12 protein-coding genes, 1 tRNA gene and 1 pseudogene are annotated in these 19,690 nt (G+C 63.2%); 2 read left to right on the plus strand and 12 right to left on the minus strand.

All coding sequences use genetic code 11. From position 1 onward, the window contains the following. Positions 1–81: 81 nt before the first annotated feature. From ABDW49_RS16880 to ABDW49_RS16905, 6 genes are all read right to left on the minus strand, one after another. Positions 82–3,441, minus strand: coding sequence for an ATP-dependent helicase (locus ABDW49_RS16880; RefSeq protein WP_343613271.1), 3,360 nt, complete (start codon positions 3,439–3,441; stop codon positions 82–84). Positions 3,442–3,443: 2 nt separating this feature from the next. After that, on the minus strand, positions 3,444–4,061 hold the full coding sequence (locus ABDW49_RS16885) for a hypothetical protein (protein WP_343613273.1): 618 nt from the start codon (positions 4,059–4,061) through the stop codon (positions 3,444–3,446). After that, positions 4,058–4,711, minus strand: coding sequence for a hypothetical protein (locus tag ABDW49_RS16890; protein ID WP_343613274.1), 654 nt, complete (start codon positions 4,709–4,711; stop codon positions 4,058–4,060). Before ABDW49_RS16890 ends, ABDW49_RS16885 begins: the two co-directional genes overlap by 4 nt. Before the next feature lie 651 nt (positions 4,712–5,362). After that, on the minus strand, positions 5,363–6,586 hold the full coding sequence (locus tag ABDW49_RS16895) for an integrase arm-type DNA-binding domain-containing protein (protein ID WP_343613276.1): 1,224 nt from the start codon (positions 6,584–6,586) through the stop codon (positions 5,363–5,365). A gap of 166 nt (positions 6,587–6,752) precedes the next feature. Next, positions 6,753–6,828: transfer RNA gene (locus ABDW49_RS16900), tRNA-Val, on the minus strand. Between the two features lie 43 nt (positions 6,829–6,871). Next, entirely contained in the window at positions 6,872–7,810 is a 939-nt protein-coding gene (locus ABDW49_RS16905; protein ID WP_343613277.1) for a LysR family transcriptional regulator, read from the minus strand. A gap of 163 nt (positions 7,811–7,973) precedes the next feature. Here ABDW49_RS16905 and ABDW49_RS16910 point away from each other — a divergent pair, with 163 nt between their 5' ends. Further along, entirely contained in the window at positions 7,974–9,029 is a 1,056-nt protein-coding gene (locus ABDW49_RS16910) for an NAD(P)-dependent alcohol dehydrogenase (RefSeq protein WP_343613278.1), read from the plus strand. A 180-nt stretch (positions 9,030–9,209) separates the two neighbouring features. On the opposite strand, the gene ABDW49_RS16915 is transcribed toward ABDW49_RS16910, so the two are convergent. From ABDW49_RS16915 to ABDW49_RS16930, 4 genes and pseudogenes are all read right to left on the minus strand, one after another. Next, entirely contained in the window at positions 9,210–10,868 is a 1,659-nt protein-coding gene (locus ABDW49_RS16915) for a hypothetical protein (RefSeq protein WP_343613279.1), read from the minus strand. A gap of 17 nt (positions 10,869–10,885) precedes the next feature. Then, positions 10,886–12,328: a DUF4139 domain-containing protein gene (locus tag ABDW49_RS16920; RefSeq protein ID WP_343613281.1), complete on the minus strand. Its 1,443-nt coding sequence runs from the start codon at positions 12,326–12,328 to the stop codon at positions 10,886–10,888. Between the two features lie 349 nt (positions 12,329–12,677). Continuing rightward, on the minus strand, positions 12,678–13,709 hold the full coding sequence (locus ABDW49_RS16925; RefSeq protein ID WP_343613282.1) for a winged helix DNA-binding protein: 1,032 nt from the start codon (positions 13,707–13,709) through the stop codon (positions 12,678–12,680). A 237-nt stretch (positions 13,710–13,946) separates the two neighbouring features. Further along, a pseudogene (locus ABDW49_RS16930) lies at positions 13,947–15,234 on the minus strand (adenylosuccinate synthase). Between the two features lie 238 nt (positions 15,235–15,472). Here ABDW49_RS16930 and ABDW49_RS16935 point away from each other — a divergent pair. Further along, positions 15,473–16,402, plus strand: coding sequence for an alpha/beta hydrolase (locus ABDW49_RS16935; RefSeq protein WP_343613283.1), 930 nt, complete (start codon positions 15,473–15,475; stop codon positions 16,400–16,402). Positions 16,403–16,630: 228 nt separating this feature from the next. On the opposite strand, the gene ABDW49_RS16940 is transcribed toward ABDW49_RS16935, so the two are convergent. Beyond that, a complete protein-coding gene (locus ABDW49_RS16940) occupies positions 16,631–17,752 on the minus strand; it encodes an ATP phosphoribosyltransferase regulatory subunit (RefSeq protein ID WP_343613284.1) in 1,122 nt (373 codons plus the stop codon). 339 nt (positions 17,753–18,091) lie between these two features. Next, the gene (gene serA / locus ABDW49_RS16945; protein ID WP_343613287.1) at positions 18,092–19,675 is read right to left on the minus strand and encodes a phosphoglycerate dehydrogenase; all 1,584 of its coding nucleotides are present in this window, start codon (positions 19,673–19,675) and stop codon (positions 18,092–18,094) included. Positions 19,676–19,690 lie beyond the last annotated feature (15 nt).

Below are 19,690 nucleotides of genomic sequence, written 5' to 3' on the forward strand. Positions count from 1 at the left end.
TCGATCCTTTCCGGCGCCTGGATGGCGTCCTGTGAAAGGAGCGAAGTCAGTGAGGAAAAACCGGAAGCAGTGCTGGCGGGCTCACACGCCGCAGATGAAATAGCACTGGCAGTTCGGACATTGCCGCGCTTCGGGGGTCGCCGGAAACTCACCGCGCTCGATGGCGGTGATCGCCTCGGCATATTCCCGCAGCAGTTTATCGTCGTTCTTGGCCGCCATCGGAACGAATTCGTCCGTCGCTGGATAATAGGCTCCTACCGAGATGGAGCGACCTGGATAACGCTGGGCGGCGCCCTTTCGGATCAGCGCATAGACGCGGTTGTCCGGCTCGGACTTCGTCTTGCGGCCCGTGCGGATTCGCTGAACGCGCACCCGACCATCCGGCGCGATGACGACCCGGTCCGGCGTGTAGGTGATCGTCCTGCCGCCGACCTGCACCGACCACGGCTCCCGGTCATAGGTCCCTATTTCGGAGGCGATCAGGCGGGCGATGGACACCACCATAGTCTCTGCCGCGGCGCGGTAGTAACCCTCGAATCCGTGACCACCAGGGCCGTGCTCCGCCCATTGGCGAGCGAGTTCCTGTAATGCCTGGTCGGGGCTCGCCGGCTGGCCTTTTTCAGCTTGCTGTTCGAGCCAGCCCATCGTGCGGTGGACGCAGCGATGGAACCGCAGATAGGCGGACGAATCCCGTCCCCCGCGCAAACCATCCAGTACCTCATAGCGATAGCGCGCCGGGCACCTGAGATAGACATCTAGTTCCCGCTCGTCATAACCGTCGTGCGGGGCAAGAGGCGACCAGACCTGCGCCGCTTTGAGCGCAGGCACCGGACCACTGAAACGCCTCACCTGAAGATGACGAGAGACAGTGTCGAGAAACTTCGACGCGCTGGCATTGACTTGGGTGTAGCGCTCGGCCCGGGTCAGGCAAAGATGATCTCGCGCACGCGAGAGGCCTACGAAGAACAGGCATTCCTCTTCTGCGTCGTGATCCTCTTTCTGCATAGTGAGCTTGCCGAGTGTCACCGGCGGGGGACAGCGCACCCATTGACGATTGGTCGGCATGTAGCGGGTCGCAAGCGCCGGCAGATGCACCCCGCAGAACTCCAACCCCTTGCTCCCATGGATCGTCATCACCCGCACCGCGTCGAAATCCGCAGCTTCGGAGACAACAGCCCGATACCGGCTGTCCTGGCTTAGCGCTTCAATGCGGCGGATGCGTTCGAGCAAGGCCTTGCGGCCTGGGTCGCGCAGATCGGCGTGTCCTTCGACATCATGTTGCTCGCTGCACACCTTGAGGAACTGATAGATCGCGATCAGCTTCTGCTGCGCCTGGGCGTCCGGAGCCTCCAGCAAGGGCCGAAGATAGTTACTGCGTTCGAACAGCCAGGTCGTGAGCAACGCCCACGGCGAGGTGGTCGCACCCATGCCGTCTAGATGCTCCGCCAGCTTGCGCAGACCCGCACGGCCGGTCTCGCTCAGGCCCTCAATCTCATCCAGTCGAGCAAGGGCTTCATAGACAGTATGGCCTTGATCCTGAGACCAGCGAATGACCACAAGAGCGTCGTCCTTGGACGCCGCGTACTCTGGCAGTTGTGCGACACGGACCAACCCAATGCCGCCGAACTCCGCGTCGATGGCGACGAGGGAAAGTAGATCTCGGACATCATCCCTTTCGAACAGGTCCCCTAGATAAAGGAGAGGAACGCCGAGTTGCTCCAGCACATCGGTGATGCGCGAAAGCGTGAGATGGCTGCGCGCGAGGATCGCCTGATCTCGGTAGGCAATGCCGCTTGCACGAAGGGCTTCGATCTGATTGCGGATGGCAGCAGCCTCTTCCGCAACCGTGCCTGCCACGGTGAGCGACACCTCGCCGAGTTCACCGCGGAACGCACCCCAGTTCGCCGCTGCGCCGGGGTCGGCCGCCATGTGGCGCGAGAACTCTGAGAACGCGCGCACCACCGGCCCGCCTGAGCGGTAGTTGCTGGTAAGCGATACCTTCGAACCGCTGAAGTCCGTCTGGAAGCGCTCGACGTTGGCCGGCGACGCTCCACGGAATCGGTAGATTGACTGACGCTGATCGCCGACCACCCACACGTCCTGGCAACCGCCGGCCAGCAATTGCAGTAGCCGCGCGCTCGCGAAGTTCACATCCTGATATTCGTCGACCAGGATGTGCTGGAAGCGCTGCTGGAACTCCACGCGGATATCTTCGTGTTCCGCCATCAACTGCGCGGGCAGCATGACGAGATCGCCGAAATCAACGGCGTCCGCCTCACGCAGTGCATCCTGATAGATTTTGTAGATTTCGCCGACTTCGACCGCTTTCTCGGCAGCCTCGACTTCGTCAGGCGTCGCATTGGCAAGCGCGGCCCTCGCCTCGGCCAGATAGTCCTCCGGCGAGATCAGCTCATCCTTGCAGCGCGAGATTGCTTGCAGGACGTAGACTAGCTCGTAGGCGGGCTCGAACAGGTTCTGATAGTGGCGCAGCGGAAGACGGGAGAGGTTCGCTTCCAGAAGCGCGAGCTGGGCAGTCTGATCGAGAATTTTGACATCAGCCGTGCGTCCGAGACGGCCAGGCCATTTCGTGACCATCTCCAAGCCGAAGCCGTGGAATGTCCCGACCCACATCTCGATCGCCGCGTCCCGATGGGAGTCGGAAAGCCGCTCACGCATTTCCTCAGCAGCCTTTTTCGAGAAGGTGAGTGCCAGGATCGAACCTGAAAGGGCGCCCTGGCCGAGCACATGCCCGATCCGGTGCACGAGCGTGCGGGTTTTGCCCGTCCCCGGTCCCGCATCGACGAGGAGAGGACCACCATCCCAGGTCGCCGCCTGCTTCTGGCTTTCATCAAGCTCGATCAGAACAGCCGGGCCGCGCTCGTCCGGTTCGCGAAGGGGTGGCAGCAACAGGGCGCGAATGGCCTGGTTGAGGACCAGACCGTAGGGAAGGCCCAACTCCTCGGCGACTTCCGAAGGGCGACGCGCCATATCCACAATTTCGGTGCGCAGCCAGTCGGCGGGGCACAGGAATTCGCCGGCGAATATATCCGCCTGCAACTCCTTGCGTTCGCGCGGCGAATAGCCCTCCACCACACCCGCGCCGCTGTCGATGGGATCCCCGCCAAGCTGCGCCTGGACGTTTCGTACCTCGTTGCTCGGATCGTGATGGAGCTCCGAGTGACCGATCTCGTGAGCGATCACGACCACCTCGTCCTTCGGGTCCTGGCCACTGACGACGTACACGAGCCCGTCCGCACGTTCGAAAGACCCGTGCACGCCAATCCCGAACACTTCACCGGGCTGGCAATAACGCAACTCCAGATCGGCATCTTTCAGGACGGCATCGACGAGAGCGCGACCGCGACGGTCACCCTGGGCAACACTCAATGCTTTTGAATGGCAAGCGCGTGCCTTCAGCCGAATGTCGCGCCAGGCGTCCATGTTTAGCCCTCCTCAAGCCAGTAGGACTTGCGCTCCGGTGACATGCTGCTTCGCCGGATGCTCTCCTCATAACTGCACTGTATGATCGTGGGCTGCTGCGACGCCTTCGCGTGGCCCATGGAAGGATGGGACTGCGCATAGGCAAGCGCATGGTCGAACTGCGCACGGGTCGCCTTGAGCTGGTCAAGCAACGCCTTTACCAATCGCGGCCCGATAGGAGGTGACATCCGCCCACGAAAAAGGTCCGACAGGACATCGCGGCCGACATCAATGGCGCGGCCGAGCTGCCGTGTATCCAATCCCGCACTGGACAGCAGTTGGTCGAACGTCGTCTCCGGCGCAGCTTGAGTTTTGTCCTGTTCGGCTGCCTGAGCATTGTAGATGGCGTTGAGTGCACGGCTGCGGGCACGATTCATCATCAGTTCGTCGACCACTTCCTCCTCTGCTTCTTCGTCAGCAGCCCAATCACGCATGATCCCGGCATGCGCGCGGATGTCGTCAGCGAACTCAGGGTAACGCTGTGTCCAGTTGATGATCTGATTTAGCGTCGGGGTGGCGCATTCCCGATGGAATGCGAACAAGACCTCGTCCCGCCTCGTGGCTTTGGTTTGGTCCGTCATGACTTAGCTCCAAGAATGGTTCTGATCTCTTCCTCTGTCTCCTTGACCCAGGTCTCAGCGGTCTTCGCGCTCACGCCAAGCGCCGAAGCGATAGACTCGACCTTGGTGGAGTTGCGCGGCACGCCATCCATATGAAGACGGAAGGCGAGAACCTTCCGCGGATCGGAGATCCGCTTCAGCACGCTCTCGACGTGAGCGCGCTCCTCGTCATCCGTCGCCAGGGCCTTATGTCCGTCCGGGCGCTGCTCTTCCTCCTCAGAATAGACGTACCGCTCCGAATGAAGTTGCTCACGGCGGATAGCGTCGGCGGCGCGGAGTTTGATTCGGGCAACAAACGCTGTCCGCATCCCAATGCCGTCTGCTGAGGTCGGCTTAAGGACCGCCTCGATCAGTTGGTGATGGACCTCTTCGATCATGTCCCACCCCTCGTTGCGATGGTTCTTGCCGATGTGCTTGCGCAGGATGCGCATCATGCGTTCGGCAATTTCATTCATGAGGGGATTGATGACGCGTGGATCGCCAAACGCACCAATCTGCTGGGCCGCAGCAACTAATTGGCGGCCCTGAATCTTTCCAAGCGACTGGTTCTTGATGACCTGTCGCCAGGCGGCAATATCGTCGGGATCAGGTCCCTCTTCCAGTTTGTCCATAGTCCTTCCCCAACAGCCCTCGCGACGCGGTTCGGAGGTGGAGCGAAGCCAGATTGAAAAAACCGGAAGCGCCCATCAGAATTTTTTTCGCCGTTAGGTCGTCGTCCTCGAGCCAGATCACAATAATCTATAAGCACAGGATATCCTTGCGTCTGTCGAGAGGCTAGGGCGGAAAAAATTTCGATGCCGGGACGGCGAGCCCCGGCAGGCGGGTAGGCCGATTGCCGACTCCAGCTTGCTCACCCAGCTAGTTCGCTTTTCCGAAGCCGTGAGCCCGCGCTTCAATGTCGGCAAATTACTTGATGGGCGCTTCGAAGGGCTTCGACATCCTCCAGCCCCGCCTTTCAGCCATCATGAATGTACGGTGGGTTTCGACGGCCCGACCATGGGCTTTGAATGTCCGGTGTGTGAGCGTCTGTGGCCGAGATCATCGGCCGAAAGCGAGCGGCAAGTTTCGGCTTGAACGGACACTCAGCGTGTCCCGGCTGAACGACCGACTTTGGTCGCAACCTGCCGGCTCGACGGCTGCCAGCCACGTCGTCCAGCCAGCCGGCCCGATCAATCAGAAAACGGCACGATGTGATTGATAGGTCTCATCCCTATCGATCACATCGTGACAGTTGGCAGCCCGCCTCGGCCCTCCGAGCGAAATCAGGTGCCGGTTTTCTTGCCAAACGGAAGCACTGTGCCGCCGTCACGCAGTACATCAAGATGGTCCGACCACCATTGCGCCATCTCCACACGCTCGTCCCAATGCGTTCCTCGGTGATAGGCTGCCCGCACACGGTTGGTATCCCCATGGGCAAGGGCATGCTCGATGGCGTCTGCGCTCCACTTGCGCGATTCGTTCAACAGCGTGCTGGCCAGGGCCCGAAATCCATGGGCGGTCATTTCATCTCCAGAAAAACCAAGCCGCCGCAGGCCTGCATTTATGGTGTTCTCGCTCATCGGACGCAAAGACGTCCTGATTGATGGAAAAACATGACCGAATGGTCCCGTTATTTTATGTAGCTCCCGCAGAATTTCGAGCGATTGGCGCGAAAGAGGCACATAGTGCGGGCGGCGCATTTTCATTTTTTCGATCGGTATCGTCCAGATTGCCTGATCGAAATCGATCTCTTTCCATTCTGCCCTTCGCAACTCGCCGGGACGAACGAAAACATGCGGGGACAGGCGTAAGGCCAGCCTTGTGATCTCCTGCCCCACATAACCGTCGATTGCGCGCAGCAGATCTCCCGCACGTTTCGGCTCGACGATCGCCCCATAATGCTTAGGGCGCGGCGTGATGAGCGCCCCGCGCATGTCACGGGTGGGATCGACCGCGATGCGCGCCGTTGCCACCGCATAGCGAAACACTCTGCCAGCCAGTTGCAGGACACGCCTCGCCGTCTCATAATTCCGCTTGGCCTCGATCTTTCGAAGGGCGACCAGGACATCGATCGTCGCAACCTTTGTGATGGGAAGCCGCCCGACCGCGCTTCCCAACCGCGATATGTAATATTCGCATTTTTTCGCCGTCCCTTCCGACATGCCTTCAAGTCGGCGCTTGTCGATGAACTCCTGCGCAACCTTGGCAAAGGTGTCCTGAGAGCTTGCGATCTCTCGGTACTTGGCCAGCATCCTTTCGCGTGCGGGGTCTTGCCCTTGAGCAAGCTGGGCTCGTGCTTCATCACGGCGCTGACGGGCCATGAGCAACGGGACGGCAGGATAGGCGCCAAGGGCTATGACCTTCGGCTTCCCCTCAATGCGATACTTCAGTCGCCAGAGCTTGCTGCCCGTAGGCTGCACCTGAATAAAGAGTCCGCCATAATCACCAAGCTTGTAAGGCTTTGAACGGGCACGGGCATTTTTGATGGCAAAATCGGTTAGGGGCATAGCTGGGGGCCTTTTTTAAAAAACAAGGCTTCAGCGATGCCCCCATTGCCTCAAAAAGGCTGAGCAGCAGTGAGATGAAGGCAGACGCCATGAGCCAGAGGCACAAAAAATACCCCTGTTTTCTGACGCTTACAACAGTCAGTGAGATGTGATGAGAAGGGGAATGTGGTGGGCGATGACGGGCTCGAACCGCCGACATCTTCCGTGTAAAGGAAGCGCTCTACCAACTGAGCTAATCGCCCCATCCATGGGAAGTGGCGCTCTTGCCGGGTGTCGGGCGCCCCGTCAATCCCCAACCGTATCGCGAAGCTCCGCGACCTGCTCCGCCGAACGCCGCGCCTGCCGCAAGCCGTCGATCACCACACGCAGCGCCGGCGAAACCTGACGGCTGCTCGGATAATAGAGGTGGAAACCGGGATAGGGTTCGCACCATGCCTCCAGCAGGCGGACCAAGCGTCCTGCCGCAATATGCTCGATCAACTGACATTCGGGCAGAAAGGCGATGCCAAAACCATCCAGCGCCGCCTGCACCACCAGCGTCGAAGTGTTAAAGGTGAGCTGCCCGCCCACCCTCACCCGCATCTCGCGCCCATCCTTGTCGAACTCCCAGGCATAGAGCCCGCCCAGCGTGGCCAGACGGATGTTGATGCACTGATGCTCGGTCAGGTCGCGCGGATGGAGCGGGGGCGCCCGCCCCGCCAGATAGGCGGGCGAGGCCACCGCCGCCATGCGCTGGTCCGCGCCGATCGGCACGGCGATCATGTCGCGGTCGATGATATCGCCCGAGCGCACACCGGCATCCAGCCCCGCCGCGACAATATCGGTCAGAGCATTGTCCACCACCACCTCGACCTCGACATCGGGATAATCGGGCAGAAAGCGCGACAGAGCCGGCCACAGCACGCATTGCGCCGCGCTTTCATCGGCGGTGATCCGCACCAGCCCGGCGGGACGCTCGCGGATGTCGCCCAGCGCGGCCAGTTGCGCCTCGATCCCCTCGAAATGCGGCACGAGGCCAGCCGCCAAGCGCTCCCCCGCGACGGTGGGGGCAACGCTGCGCGTGGTGCGGTTGAGCAGCCTCACCCCCAGCCGCGCCTCCAGATTGGCGATCGACCGGCTCAGCGCCGATTGCGACAGGCCCATTTGCGCTGCGGCGCGGGTAAAGCTGCGTTCACGCGCAACAGCCAGAAAGGCGCGCAATTCGTGATGGTCTGCCTGCTGCATTCATGCATACTCTTTGTCGGCAGCGCATTCATGCCCGCGATTATCAATCGCGCATTGATGCGCCTGACTCATAGGTTCATCCCGCAAATCGCATATTATCGCGATAATGGCGATGGCCTACACAGGGGTTCCTCTTCTCTCCCTTTGACAGGAAGATCCCCCCATGACCGTCAAGGCTATCGGCGCGCCCGCCGCTGACAAACCCTTTGAACCCCTCGCCATCACCCGCCGCGACACCGGCGCGCATGATGTCGCCATCAAGATCGCCTATTGCGGCGTCTGCCATTCCGACCTGCATATGGCGCGCGACGAATGGGGCGGCGCACTGTACCCCTGCGTGCCCGGCCATGAGATCGTCGGCCATGTCACCGCCGTGGGCGAACATGTCACCAAATTCAAGGTGGGTGACACCGTGGGCGTGGGCTGCATGGTCGACAGTTGCCAGCACTGCCCGAGCTGCGATGATGGTCTGGAGCAATATTGCACCGGCGAGGGCAGCTTCACCGGCACCTACAACGCCCCCACCCCCGACGCGCCGGGCTACACGATGGGCGGCTATTCCGAAGCCATCGTGGTCAACGAGAAGTTCGTGCTGCGCGTGAGCCACAAGCCCGAGCAGCTCGCCGCCGCCGCGCCGCTGCTCTGCGCCGGGATCACCACCTGGTCGCCGCTGCGCCACTGGAACGCCGGCCCCGGCAAGAAAGTCGGCATCGTCGGCATCGGTGGCCTGGGCCATATGGGCGTGAAGCTGGCGCGGGCGCTGGGCGCTCACACCGTGGCCTTCACCACCAGCGAAGCCAAGCGCGAGGCCGCTCTGGCGCTGGGCGCGCATGAGGTGATCGTGTCGCGCAACGAGGAAGAGATGGCGGCTCACGCGGGCAGCTTCGACTTCATCCTCAACACGGTGGCCGCCTCGCACAATCTGGATCCGTTCATCGCGCTGCTCAAGCGTGATGGCACGCTGACCCTGGTGGGCGCGCCCGAGCATCCGCACCCCAGCCCGATGGTGTTCCCGCTGATCTTCGGCCGCCGTTCGCTAGCCGGTTCGCTGATCGGCGGCATCGCCGAGACGCAGGAAATGCTCGATTTCTGCGCCGAGCATAACATCACCTCGGACATCGAGATGATCGCGGGGCATCAGATCGACGATGCCTATAACCGCATGCTGAAGGGCGATGTGCGCTATCGTTTCGTGATCGATAACGCCACGCTGGTGTAAAGGGCAAAGGGAGCAGCTTCGCGCCGGATTGCCGACCGGGATATCATCCCGGTCGGGATTCGCGCGGGCCTGCTCCCTGCTCTTTTGTGATGCAGGGGGGCGGATGACCATGTGCCTGGAAAGCACCCTCAGCGACGAGGGAAGGCCTTGCTTTCCAATGCCATGGCCTGAATCAACCCATCACCGCCGGATCACCTCTTCCTTCGTGGTCAGCACATAGGTCAGAACCGCCCGGCCATGCGCGGGCACAGCGGCCTGCCACAGCGGCAAACCATCCTTGCGCCCCAGCTTGACCGAACTCGAGGTCACCGCGCCGCCATCTTCCAGCGCCAACTTACCCTCGAAACGGATCGGCCAGCGGTTCGCATTGGTCACACTCAACCGCACTGTCTGCCGCTTGATGCCCTGTCGCGTGGCTGAATGAGTCACCACCGCATCCATCTGCACATTGGGCGCATCCCCCAGCGTGATATCGGCGGTTTCACCATCGGCCTTGTCGGTCATATGGCCTTCGCCCGCCGGGATCCTTGCCCCGCGCAGACCTTCCACCACGCTCACCTGCCCGCCCGGCAGCGCCAGCCCCAGCCCGTCCTCACGCTTGTTGCGCAAGCGGACCATGCGCTGGGCGGCGCCCTTTTCGCCCGGCTGGATCATGCCGGTATGGATCAAAGCGAGCCGCACCGGGCGATCCGCCAACAACGCCACCTGCTTCTGCCCATGGGCGGCAATCGTGGTCGCCACGGGAATGCGATAGAACTTCAGATCGCCCAAAGCCTCGGCCTGAGCGACATAGGCATCCTTCATCATCCGCATCGAGCCCGTAACGACCACCTCAGCCCGCGCCATCATCGGGGCGGGCGGCGGCGGTGGCGGCGGGGCGGGAGGCGGCGGCAGCGGAGACAATTGGCAGCTCATCACCAGTTGCTGCGCCCCGAAATTATACTGGCGCGCATCCGTCATATTCGGCCGCCCAGCAACCACCCCGGCATCGGCCTTGGGGAAAGATGTATCGTCGCTGCTGGCCAGCGTCAGCCAGGAGGTCATATCAGCCTCCTGCCCACCGGGGCGCAGCGCCAGCACATAATGCGCGCGCCAGTCAAAGCCCCAGGCCAGATAGGACAGGCGGATACGCACATGCCGCGCGTGATCGGACTGCGTTTCCACCGACAGCGTCGGCCGCGCATTCATCCCTTCCGGCAAACCATGATAGGCCAGATCGTCCTTCAACCCGCCGCAATTGGCGACCTCGAAACCCTTGGCCGTCTGCAGGATCGCCGCGCCATCGGGACCGGACCGGATGATCGCTTCTTCCTCGCTCACCTGACCGCCGGGCCGGGTCCGCCGCAAGGTCACGGGGCGCCCGAAGGCCCGCGCATAAAGGTTGCGCGGCGAAAGCAGGTCGGCATCGAGGTTCTTCTCGCTCACCCCTGCGGGCAGGCCGGTGATGATCGCGCTTTCGGCCAACATCCCGGCGGCCACGCCTTCGAACCGCAGCACCGCCCGGCCAGCGGGCAGATCGACCTCGCGCTCCTCGCTGACCAGCGCATAACCGCCCAGCCATGCCCCCCGCGACAAGGCTCCATCGCCCCCGCCATGCGGCGCGCGATAGATCGTCACCGCCAGAGCCGCGGGCGCGGCGGAGGTAACAGTGGGCTCCGCTGGCAGGCCAGCCGGGATCTGCTCCGCCGTTGCCGCATCTTGCGGTCGCGCGTCAACCAGCGTCGCGCCGCATCCCAGCATCAGGGCAAGGGAAGCGAGACGCAGCCCCCGCCCGCCCCGCCGCCATGCCACCGGGCCTACCATCGCCAGCATGGGCCGCATCAAGGTCATGCTTTTCATCAGCCGCGGCTTCCGGATCAATAGCGTGTATCGAATTGCGCCGTCAGCTTGACCTCGCCATGCGCGGGCACAGTGACCAGCCATTGACGACGATCGGCATTGATCTGCTCGCCCTTGATGCTTTCGGCCGAAACGCGCGTGTCATGCCAGCCATTGTCCAACCCGTCCTGAGTCACCTCGACCGTCACCGGCACGGCTTTGGCGTTGGTCAGGCGATAGCTCATCCGCGTGCGCCAGAAGGTCGCCGTCCGGTCGACGCTGACCACACGGGCGTTGCTGCCCTGCGTGATGCGATAGCTGGCCACCCGCTCCCACTCATCGCTGGAGATATGGTCGCGCCCCTCAACCACCGGCTGCACCTTCACGTCGAAAGCCGAGCCGATGCCCAGAGCCACGCTGCTGCCCATCGGCGTATGGCCAATGTTGTCCTCACCGATGAATTGCGGCTGGCCGCGCGTGTCACGCATATAGACGCGCACCGTGCCGGCGGGCAGCGCATCGCCCAACCCGCTGCCGCGCGCGCTGGTGAAGCGCAATTGCGTGGTCGCGCTCTGCGCCTCATCCTGGCTGCCCATCCAGCCGTTGTTGAAGACATAGGCCCGCGCCGCCTGAGCGCCCTTCACATCCAGAAAGCCGATCTGCTTCTGCTGAATGCCCGCCACCGAGGTACGGCCGTCGATGGGATAGACATAGTAATCGCCCAATTGCTCGCGATCAGCGCTTTGCGTCCCCGCCTTGACCAGCCCGCCACGCGGACGGAACGGACGCACCGGCACCTCACTCTCGCCGCCGCCGACATTGCCCGCCACCAGCAATACGCGCGCATGCGGGAAAGCCGTTCCCGTGCTGTTGGTCAGCGTGACCCAGCCCTGCACATCGATCTTGCCCGAGGCCTCATCGAACAGCGCGACATAATCAGCCTTCCAGCCAAAGCCCTGCGACAGATAGCTGAGCGTCAACGGCCGGGTCCCCGACGCAGCAGAATCCAGCGTGACCGACAGCGTGGGATGGGCCTTCAACCCTTCAGGCAGGCCGGGGAACACCAGCCGCGTGTTGCCTTGCCCCAGCACCTCGATCCGATTGCCGATCTGCACCAGCGTGCCGCCATTGTTGGCCAGCACGCGGGCCTGCTCGGAGGTTTCCGCGCCCGTCGCCGGATTGGTACGCACCAGACTGACGTCCTGCCCCACCGACTTGTCCAGCAAACGCTGTGGCGAGAGCAGATCGTAATCGAAATTCTGCTCGATCACGCTGGTGTTGGCCGCCGCAATCGTCACCGTTTCCGGGCGGATGCGCGCCGAAACATCGGGCAGATCGAGCGAAACATGGCCATTGGGCAAAGTGAGCGAGCGGATATCCTGAACCAGCGCCAGATCATTGTTGTAGATGGTCAGCGACAGATCGCCTTGCGCGTTGCCGGGCTGCACCACCGAGCCCTGTGTCGGCGCATCTTTAGCCATCGCCTCTACGCTCTGCAGCGCAAAGATCGATATACCCGCACCGACAACTGCCATCCACCGCATCGTCACTCTCCTGATCACACGTTCCACCCTGCCCGCGATATCGGGCGTGGTGGTTGGAAGCTCTCCGTCCCTCCCACATGAGAGGTCCTATCGAAAGAGCCATCCTTGCCGCTTCATCGCGTCCTATCGGTGAACACGTGCTGAAAGCGAGACAAGTTGAGTGTAGAAAAGTCATATAGTAAAAATAAGAGATGCGAGGGGGTTACCCCCTCGCGCTCCCATAACGTCTTCCGACGCAATGGTGGTGGTTCATGATCATTGTGCAACATCTCCCCGACAGTGCCATTTATCCCATGCGCGCAGCGACCACATCGACCTCCGCGAAATAGCGCGCCATGGCATCGGCAGCCTTGTCGGTCAGGGTGATGAAGGCCCGGCGGCGATCGGTTTCATCCTCCACCCGTTTGAACAGCCCCGCATCCGTCAGTTGTCCGATCCAGCGCAGCGCCGTCGTCGGCGGCACGCCCGAGGCGATGCACAGGCTGGTCACCGAAACGCGCGCATGCTCGGCCCGCGCCGCCGTCAGATCCAGCAGCATGTCCCAGGCCGGATCGGCAAACAGTTCGCCATCGAAGTGGCGCGCCCGCAACTGGCGCTGGCGGATGATCTTGCGCACCAGACGCGGATCAGGCAGCGCCGGGCGGCCAGTCCGCACCAGCCGCTCGCTGCCCTCATCCGCTGCAGCCTCGAAGCGGAAGGCCGGTGCAACAACCGCGGTGACCGGCGGAGGCGAGGACGCCCCCTCGCTCAGCCTGTCGATGCGCTCGGCGATCTGGGTCACCTGCTGAGTCAGGCGCAGCAGCACGAGGCGATCCTCCTCAGACAATTCGCGCACCCGCCGCTGCGGCAGGCGAGCCAGCACATGGCCCAGCGCAATGATCCGCTCGGCCCGGCTGGGACCGACCAGAATCTGCGGATCGCTCTGGTCCAGAGCGGCGAAGACATCATCCAGCGCCTCAACACTGGTCGACACGATCAGTTGCGCCCCGACATGCGCGGCCCGCATATCCAGCCGCGCCAGCGCCGCCATACTCGCCCCATCGACCACCGGGCAATCGATCAGCACCACATCGCCCAGCGGCTTGGCGGCGCTTTCCAGCACATGATGCAATCGGCCCGTATCGGCCAGACGAAAGCCCGCGCTGGCGGCATCCTCCCCCATCTCATCGCGCAGATGGCCACGATCGGCAAAGACCGAAACGCTCAGCCGCAGCCCCGCCGCATCATTGGCAGGGGCGCCATAGGAAAAATCCGGAAAATCATCGGTAAAGCCCGCAAATCGGGCCTGCATGGTCTGGTTCGGCGTCTGGCTCGACATGGGCGTTTTACTCCCTCGATGGCTGAGCCATGGCCGGCTTCAGCGACACGCTGGGAATAAAACTAGAACATAAGGGGATTTCGTCAAGATAAATTGAGAACAAATTAAGATCAAATCTTAATGACAAGAAGAACAGGCTTGAAGCTTCTGAAAACACAAAGCTTTCCCGCGCCCATACAGCAACGCCGCCGCCAGCACGGGGCTGACGGCGGCGTCCTTTTATCCTCGAAACGCGAGTCAGTCGGCGAAGGGATCGCGGACCAGAATCGTATCCTCACGCTCGGGGCTGGTGGAGACCAGCGCCACCGGCGTCTCGATCAGTTCCTGCACGCGCTGGATGTACTTGATCGCCTGAGCGGGCAGATCGGCCCAGCTACGCGCACCGGCCGTGGTGCCCTGCCAGCCATCCATTTCCTCATAGATCGGCTCGACATTGGCCTGATCGGCGGCGTGCGCGGGGAAATAATCCAGCACCTTGCCGTTCAAACGGTAGCCGGTGCAGATCTTCACCTTCTCCAACCCGTCGAGCACGTCCACCTTGGTCAGCGCAATGCCGGTCACCCGAAATGGCGCAAGACTGGCGCACCAGCACGGCATCGAACCAGCCGCAGCGACGCTTGCGGCCCGTGACGGTGCCGAATTCATGGCCACGCTCGCCCAGGCGCTGGCCGGTTTCGTCCTCCAGCTCGGTGGGGAACGGACCCGAACCCACGCGGGTGGTGTAGGCCTTCACGATGCCCAGCACAAAGCCGGTCGCGCTGGGACCCAGGCCCGAACCCGAAGCCGCCGTGCCCGACACGGTGTTGGACGAGGTCACAAAGGGATAGGTACCGTGATCGACATCGAGCAGCACGCCCTGCGCGCCCTCGAACAGGATGCGGGCGCCGGCTTTCTTCACCGAATTCAGACGCTTCCACACCGGCTGCGCGTACTGCAGCACCGAAGGCGCGATCTCGCGCAGCTCGTTCAGCAGCGCCTCGCGGTCGACCGGGGGCTGGCCGAAACCGGCGCGCAGCGCGTCATGATGCGCACACAGACGGTCCAGCTGGGCCTCCAGAGCATCGAGATGCGCCAGATCGCAGACGCGGATCGCGCGGCGGCCGACCTTGTCCTCATAGGCCGGGCCAATGCCGCGACCGGTGGTGCCGATCTTGCCCGAACCGGCAGCGGCCTCACGCATCACGTCCAGCTCGCGGTGGACGGAAAGGATCAGCGGGCAGTTCTCGGCGATGGCGAAGTTTTCGGTGTTGATGACAACGCCCTGGCCTTCCAGCTTCTCGATCTCGGCCTTCAGGTGCCACGGATCGAGCACCACGCCATTGCCGATGATCGAAAGCGTGCCCGTCACGATGCCCGAAGGCAGCAGGCTCAGCTTGTAGACCTTCTCGCCCACCACCAGCGTATGGCCGGCGTTATGGCCGCCCTGAAAACGCACGACGGCGTCCGCGCGCGCGGCCAGCCAGTCGACGATTTTGCCCTTGCCCTCATCGCCCCACTGGGCGCCGATCACGGTCACATTTGCCATGGATAGAATCCCTCACCCTGCCAGGTGGACCCGGAAGCGCCCTTCGACAGGACTCGGCGCAGCGGGTGGATCAGACGGGCGCGTCAAAGCGGCGGCCCGGATATGCGCGGTGGCCGTTAGAGGGCCGGGCCGGAACCGTCAACCCCAAGCAGACAGGTGCTGGTGCAAGACCGGCCTTGCGCATAGATTGCGCTCAACATTGGGTTCGCCAGGGGAAGCCGACATCATGCCATCAAGGATGCGCAAAACCGCCGTGCCGATGGCTGCCGCTCTGGCCGTGGGGCTGATTCTGCCACTGGCTGCGCAAGCGCAGATGCTCGGCCCCGGCATGCTGGCGCGCGGGTTGATGCGCAACCGTCAGGCGATGGGAACCTTGGCGCCGCCCGCCCCGCCACATCAGACGCTGACCTATGGTCATGGCCAGTCTTACGATTTCTATCCACCGCTTCATCCCGCTGGCCCCACGCCGCTGGTCCTTTTCGTCCATGGCGGCGCCTGGAGTCGCGGCAGCAAGGATACGGCGACCGGGCCATGGAAAGCCCCGCATTACACAGCGGAAGGGTATGCCTTCGCCTCCATCGACTATCGCCTTGTGCCCAAGGCGCGCGTGGAGGATCAGGCCGCTGATGTCGCCCATGCCCTGAGTGCCATCCTGCACGACGCCGACCGCCTTGGCGTGGACCGTCACCGCATCGTGCTGATGGGCCATAGCGCCGGGGCGCAACTGGTGGCGCTGGTGGGCACAGACGAAAGCTATTTGAAGGCGCAGGGCCTGTCCTTTGCCGATCTGGCCGGGGTTATCCCGATCGACGGCGCGGCTTATGATATCCCCAAGCAGATGGAGACCTCCGGCGCCTATATGGGCGCGCGCTATGACCAGGCTTTCGGCACCGATCCCGCGCGGCAAAGGGCTCTATCGGCCACCTTCCATGCCGAGGCGCCCAATGCGCCGCGCTTCCTGCTGCTGCATGTGCAGCGGCCCGATGGTGTTGCCCAGGCGCAGGAGTTGGCGGAAGCGTTACGGGCTGGCGGGGCTTCGGTGGAAATCCAGGGCTTCCCTGGCACCGGGTTGATGGGCCATCTGGCGATCAATCAGCGGCTGGGCGATCCATCCTATGAGGTGACGCCTGTAGTGGATGAATGGTTGAAGAAGGTTTTTGGGAAGTAGGAAGGATAGATGCGAGGGTGTTACACCCTCGCGCTCCCTTTAATGTCTACGTTGCACTTCGGGTTCAGCCAAGGCACTTAGCTTGCCGCGCCGCAGGCAGGAAATCAAAGCCTGCGGCGCCTTTGGTGGCGCAGGTAGAGAGGTTAGGCGCAAGGCTTCGGCGCCCCTACCCTATCGTCGGGAGACGTTCTGGGAGCGCGAGGGGGTAACCCCCTCGCACCTTCTTTTTCAGACTTCCTGAACAGCCCCAGCCACCAACTGGTGAGTGCAACCCAGAGCCACAGCATCATCGCTCTCGCTCAAGGCTGCCACGGTGCGCCACTCAGCGCGCAGCGCAGCCGCCACGGCAGCATCATGTCCCAAGGGCAGGAACAGCAGCGGGCGCGGCGCTTCCTGCGCGGCCAGAGCAGCGATCAGCGGATCAGGATAGAGCGAGAAGCCCGTCGCGGGCTCCGGCGCGGCGCCGGCTGGGCCGAGGATGCGATAGGTGCCACCGCGACCGACATAGCCGCGCAGGCCATCGGCGAAGATCGTAAAGCCGAACCAGCTCTGGTACTCGAAGCCGTGACGCTCGGTGGGGTCAAGCGTCAGGCGGGCGGCATCGCCCACACGGGCGGCGATAAGGCGCAGAGCGGCGATGCGGTCATCCAGCATGCCGCCGACATCCAGTGCGGAGAGGCGTTCGATGGCGCTATCGAGCGGCCCCGTGGCATAGAGCAGCGGCAGATAGGCCTGACCGCCAGCAGCAGCCAGAGCGCCCGCATCCTTGGAATCCAGCGCGGCGCGCACGGCATCGCGGGCTTCCGGCGACAGAGGCAGCGGGCCAGCAGCCAGATCGTCGATCAGATCGGGCATGGTGAAATCGACCGAAATGCCCTGAGCGCCAGCCGCCGCCAGCGCCTCGACCGCCACGGCAACCACCTCGGCGGCGGCGGCGACGCTGTCGCTGCCGATCAGCTCGGCACCGAGTTGCAGGCGTTCACGCACCGGGTCGAGGCCGTCGCCCTTGATGGTCAGAACCTGGCCATTGTAGCACAGGCGCAGCGGGCGGGCCTGCGCGGCCATGCGCGTCGCGGCGATGCGGCCCACCTGAGGCGTCACGTCGCTGCGCATCGCCATCATGCGCAAGGACGCCGGATCGACAAAGCGGAACATGCGGCGCGACTGAATGCCCGCCATGCGGCTGGCCAGCGACTGCTCGAACTCGATGCTGGGGGGCTGGACGCGGTCGTATCCATGCGCGTCCATCACATCCATGATGGCGCGGGTGATGCGCGTTGCAGCAGCCGTCGCCTGCGGCAGACGGTCCTCAAGCCCCTCGGGCAGCAGATCTCGGGTCGTGTCGTTCATGATGGGGCGGGCTTTAGCGTTGGTTTAAGGTTGGGGGAAGGGAAGAAAGAAAAGAAGGTGCGAGGGTGTTACACCCTCGCGCTCCCATAACGTCTTCCGGCGATGGGACAGTGGTGCCGAAACGAAGCGGCCAACCTCTCCACCTGCGCGGCCTATGGCGCCGCAGGCAACAAGTCCTGCCTGCGGCGCGGCGACCTTGCTCGATGGCCGAACCCGATGCGCAACGCAGACATGAAAGGGAGCGCGAGGGCGATGGCCCTCGCATGTCCTCTTGTTCTTAAAAGAAAAGGCGGAGCCTTCCGACCCCACCTTCCCTTAACTCACAAACTAACGTTCAGATCAGAACGCCAGCCCTTTCACGCGCTTCACGCCGGGCAGCTTGCCGGCGGCGTCCAGCACGCCTTCCGCCACCGGGCTGTCGACCGAGAGCAGCAGCACCGCCTCGCCACCGGCCTCGCGGCGGCCCAGGTTGAAGGTGCCAATGTTGATGCCGTTCTCGCCAAGGAGCGTACCGATGCGGCCGATGAAGCCGGGGGCGTCCTCGTTGACGATGTACATCATGTTGCCGGTCAGTTCGGCTTCGACCTTGATGCCGAAGAGTTCGACCAGACGCGGCTCGGCGTTGCTGAACAGCGTACCGGCCACCGAGCGCTCGCCGGCCTCGGTCTTCACCGAGACGCGGATCAGCGTGTGGTAGTCGCCGGTCTTTTCGGTCTTCACTTCGCGCACTTCAAGGCCGCGCTCCTTGGCGAGGAACGGAGCGTTGACCATGTTCACCGTGGCCGACTGCACGCGCAGGAAACCGGCCAGAACGGCGGCCACGATGGGCTTGGCGTTCAGCTCGGCGGCGGCGCCTTCGGTGTGGATCGAGATGCGGGCGACGGCGCTGGTGGTCAGCTGGCCGACCAGCGAACCGAGGTGCTCGGCCAGAGCCATGTAGGGCTTGAGGCGCGGGGCTTCCTCGGCCGAGAGCGACGGCATGTTCAGAGCGTTGGTGACACCGCCGGTGGTCAGATATTCGCCAAGCTGCTCGGCAACCTGCAGGGCCACGTTGACCTGGGCTTCGGTGGTCGAAGCGCCCAGATGCGGGGTGCAGATGAAGTTCTTGGTGCCGAACAGCGGCGAGTCCTTGGCGGGCTCGGTCTGGAACACGTCGAGGGCGGCGCCGGCGATATGGCCCGAATCAAGGCCTGCCTTCAGCGCGGCTTCGTCAATCAGGCCACCGCGGGCGCAGTTGACGATGCGGACACCCTTCTTGGTCTTGGCCAGATTTTCCGCCGAGAGGATGTTCTTGGTGTCGGCGGTCAGCGGCGTGTGCAGCGTGATGAAGTCGGCGCGGGCCAGCAGCGTGTCGAGGTCAGCCTTTTCGACGCCGATTTCCACGGCGCGCTCGGGCGTCAGGAAGGGATCGAAGGCCACGACCTTCATCTTCAGGCCCAGCGCGCGGCTGGCAACGATGGAACCGATGTTACCGGCACCGATCAGGCCCAGCGTCTTGCCGGTGACTTCCACGCCCATGAAGCCGTTCTTCGGCCACAGGCCCTGCTGGGTCTGCTCATTGGCTTCGGGGATCTGGCGGGCCAGGGCGAAGATCATCGCGATGGCGTGTTCGGCGGTGGTGATCGAGTTGCCGAAAGGCGTGTTCATCACGACAACGCCCTTGGCGCTGGCGTAAGGAATATCAACGTTATCAACGCCGATACCGGCGCGACCGATCACCTTCAGGTTGGTGGCGGCGTCGAGGATTTCCTTGGTCACCTTGGTCGAGCTGCGGATGGCCAGACCATCATAGTCGCCGATGCGGGCGATCAGCTGTTCGGGGGTTTCGCCGGTGATGACATCGACGTCGCAGCCCAGCTCTTCGAAAATGCGGGCGGCGTTGGGGTCCATCTTGTCGGAAATAAGAACGCGGGGCTTGGTCATGGGAAGTCCTTCCTC

The sequence above is a fragment of the Novosphingobium sp. genome, from assembly GCF_039595395.1.
Lineage (GTDB): Bacteria > Pseudomonadota > Alphaproteobacteria > Sphingomonadales > Sphingomonadaceae > Novosphingobium.

Bases quoted from the DNA above. Each gene is read 5' to 3' on its own strand.
- serA (WP_343613287.1), bottom strand. From the start codon at position 19,675: ATGACCAAGCCCCGCGTTCTTATTTCCGACAAGATGGACCCCAACGCC.
- ABDW49_RS16885 (WP_343613273.1), bottom strand. From the start codon at position 4,061: ATGACGGACCAAACCAAAGCCACGAGGCGGGACGAGGTCTTGTTCGCA.
- ABDW49_RS16890 (WP_343613274.1), bottom strand. From the start codon at position 4,711: ATGGACAAACTGGAAGAGGGACCTGATCCCGACGATATTGCCGCCTGG.
- ABDW49_RS16895 (WP_343613276.1), bottom strand. From the start codon at position 6,586: ATGCCCCTAACCGATTTTGCCATCAAAAATGCCCGTGCCCGTTCAAAG.
- ABDW49_RS16880 (WP_343613271.1), bottom strand. From the start codon at position 3,441: ATGGACGCCTGGCGCGACATTCGGCTGAAGGCACGCGCTTGCCATTCA.
- ABDW49_RS16910 (WP_343613278.1), top strand. From the start codon at position 7,974: ATGACCGTCAAGGCTATCGGCGCGCCCGCCGCTGACAAACCCTTTGAA.
- ABDW49_RS16905 (WP_343613277.1), bottom strand. From the start codon at position 7,810: ATGCAGCAGGCAGACCATCACGAATTGCGCGCCTTTCTGGCTGTTGCG.
- ABDW49_RS16915 (WP_343613279.1), bottom strand. From the start codon at position 10,868: ATGAAAAGCATGACCTTGATGCGGCCCATGCTGGCGATGGTAGGCCCG.
- ABDW49_RS16925 (WP_343613282.1), bottom strand. From the start codon at position 13,709: ATGTCGAGCCAGACGCCGAACCAGACCATGCAGGCCCGATTTGCGGGC.
- ABDW49_RS16920 (WP_343613281.1), bottom strand. From the start codon at position 12,328: ATGGCTAAAGATGCGCCGACACAGGGCTCGGTGGTGCAGCCCGGCAAC.
- ABDW49_RS16940 (WP_343613284.1), bottom strand. From the start codon at position 17,752: ATGAACGACACGACCCGAGATCTGCTGCCCGAGGGGCTTGAGGACCGT.
- ABDW49_RS16935 (WP_343613283.1), top strand. From the start codon at position 15,473: ATGCGCAAAACCGCCGTGCCGATGGCTGCCGCTCTGGCCGTGGGGCTG.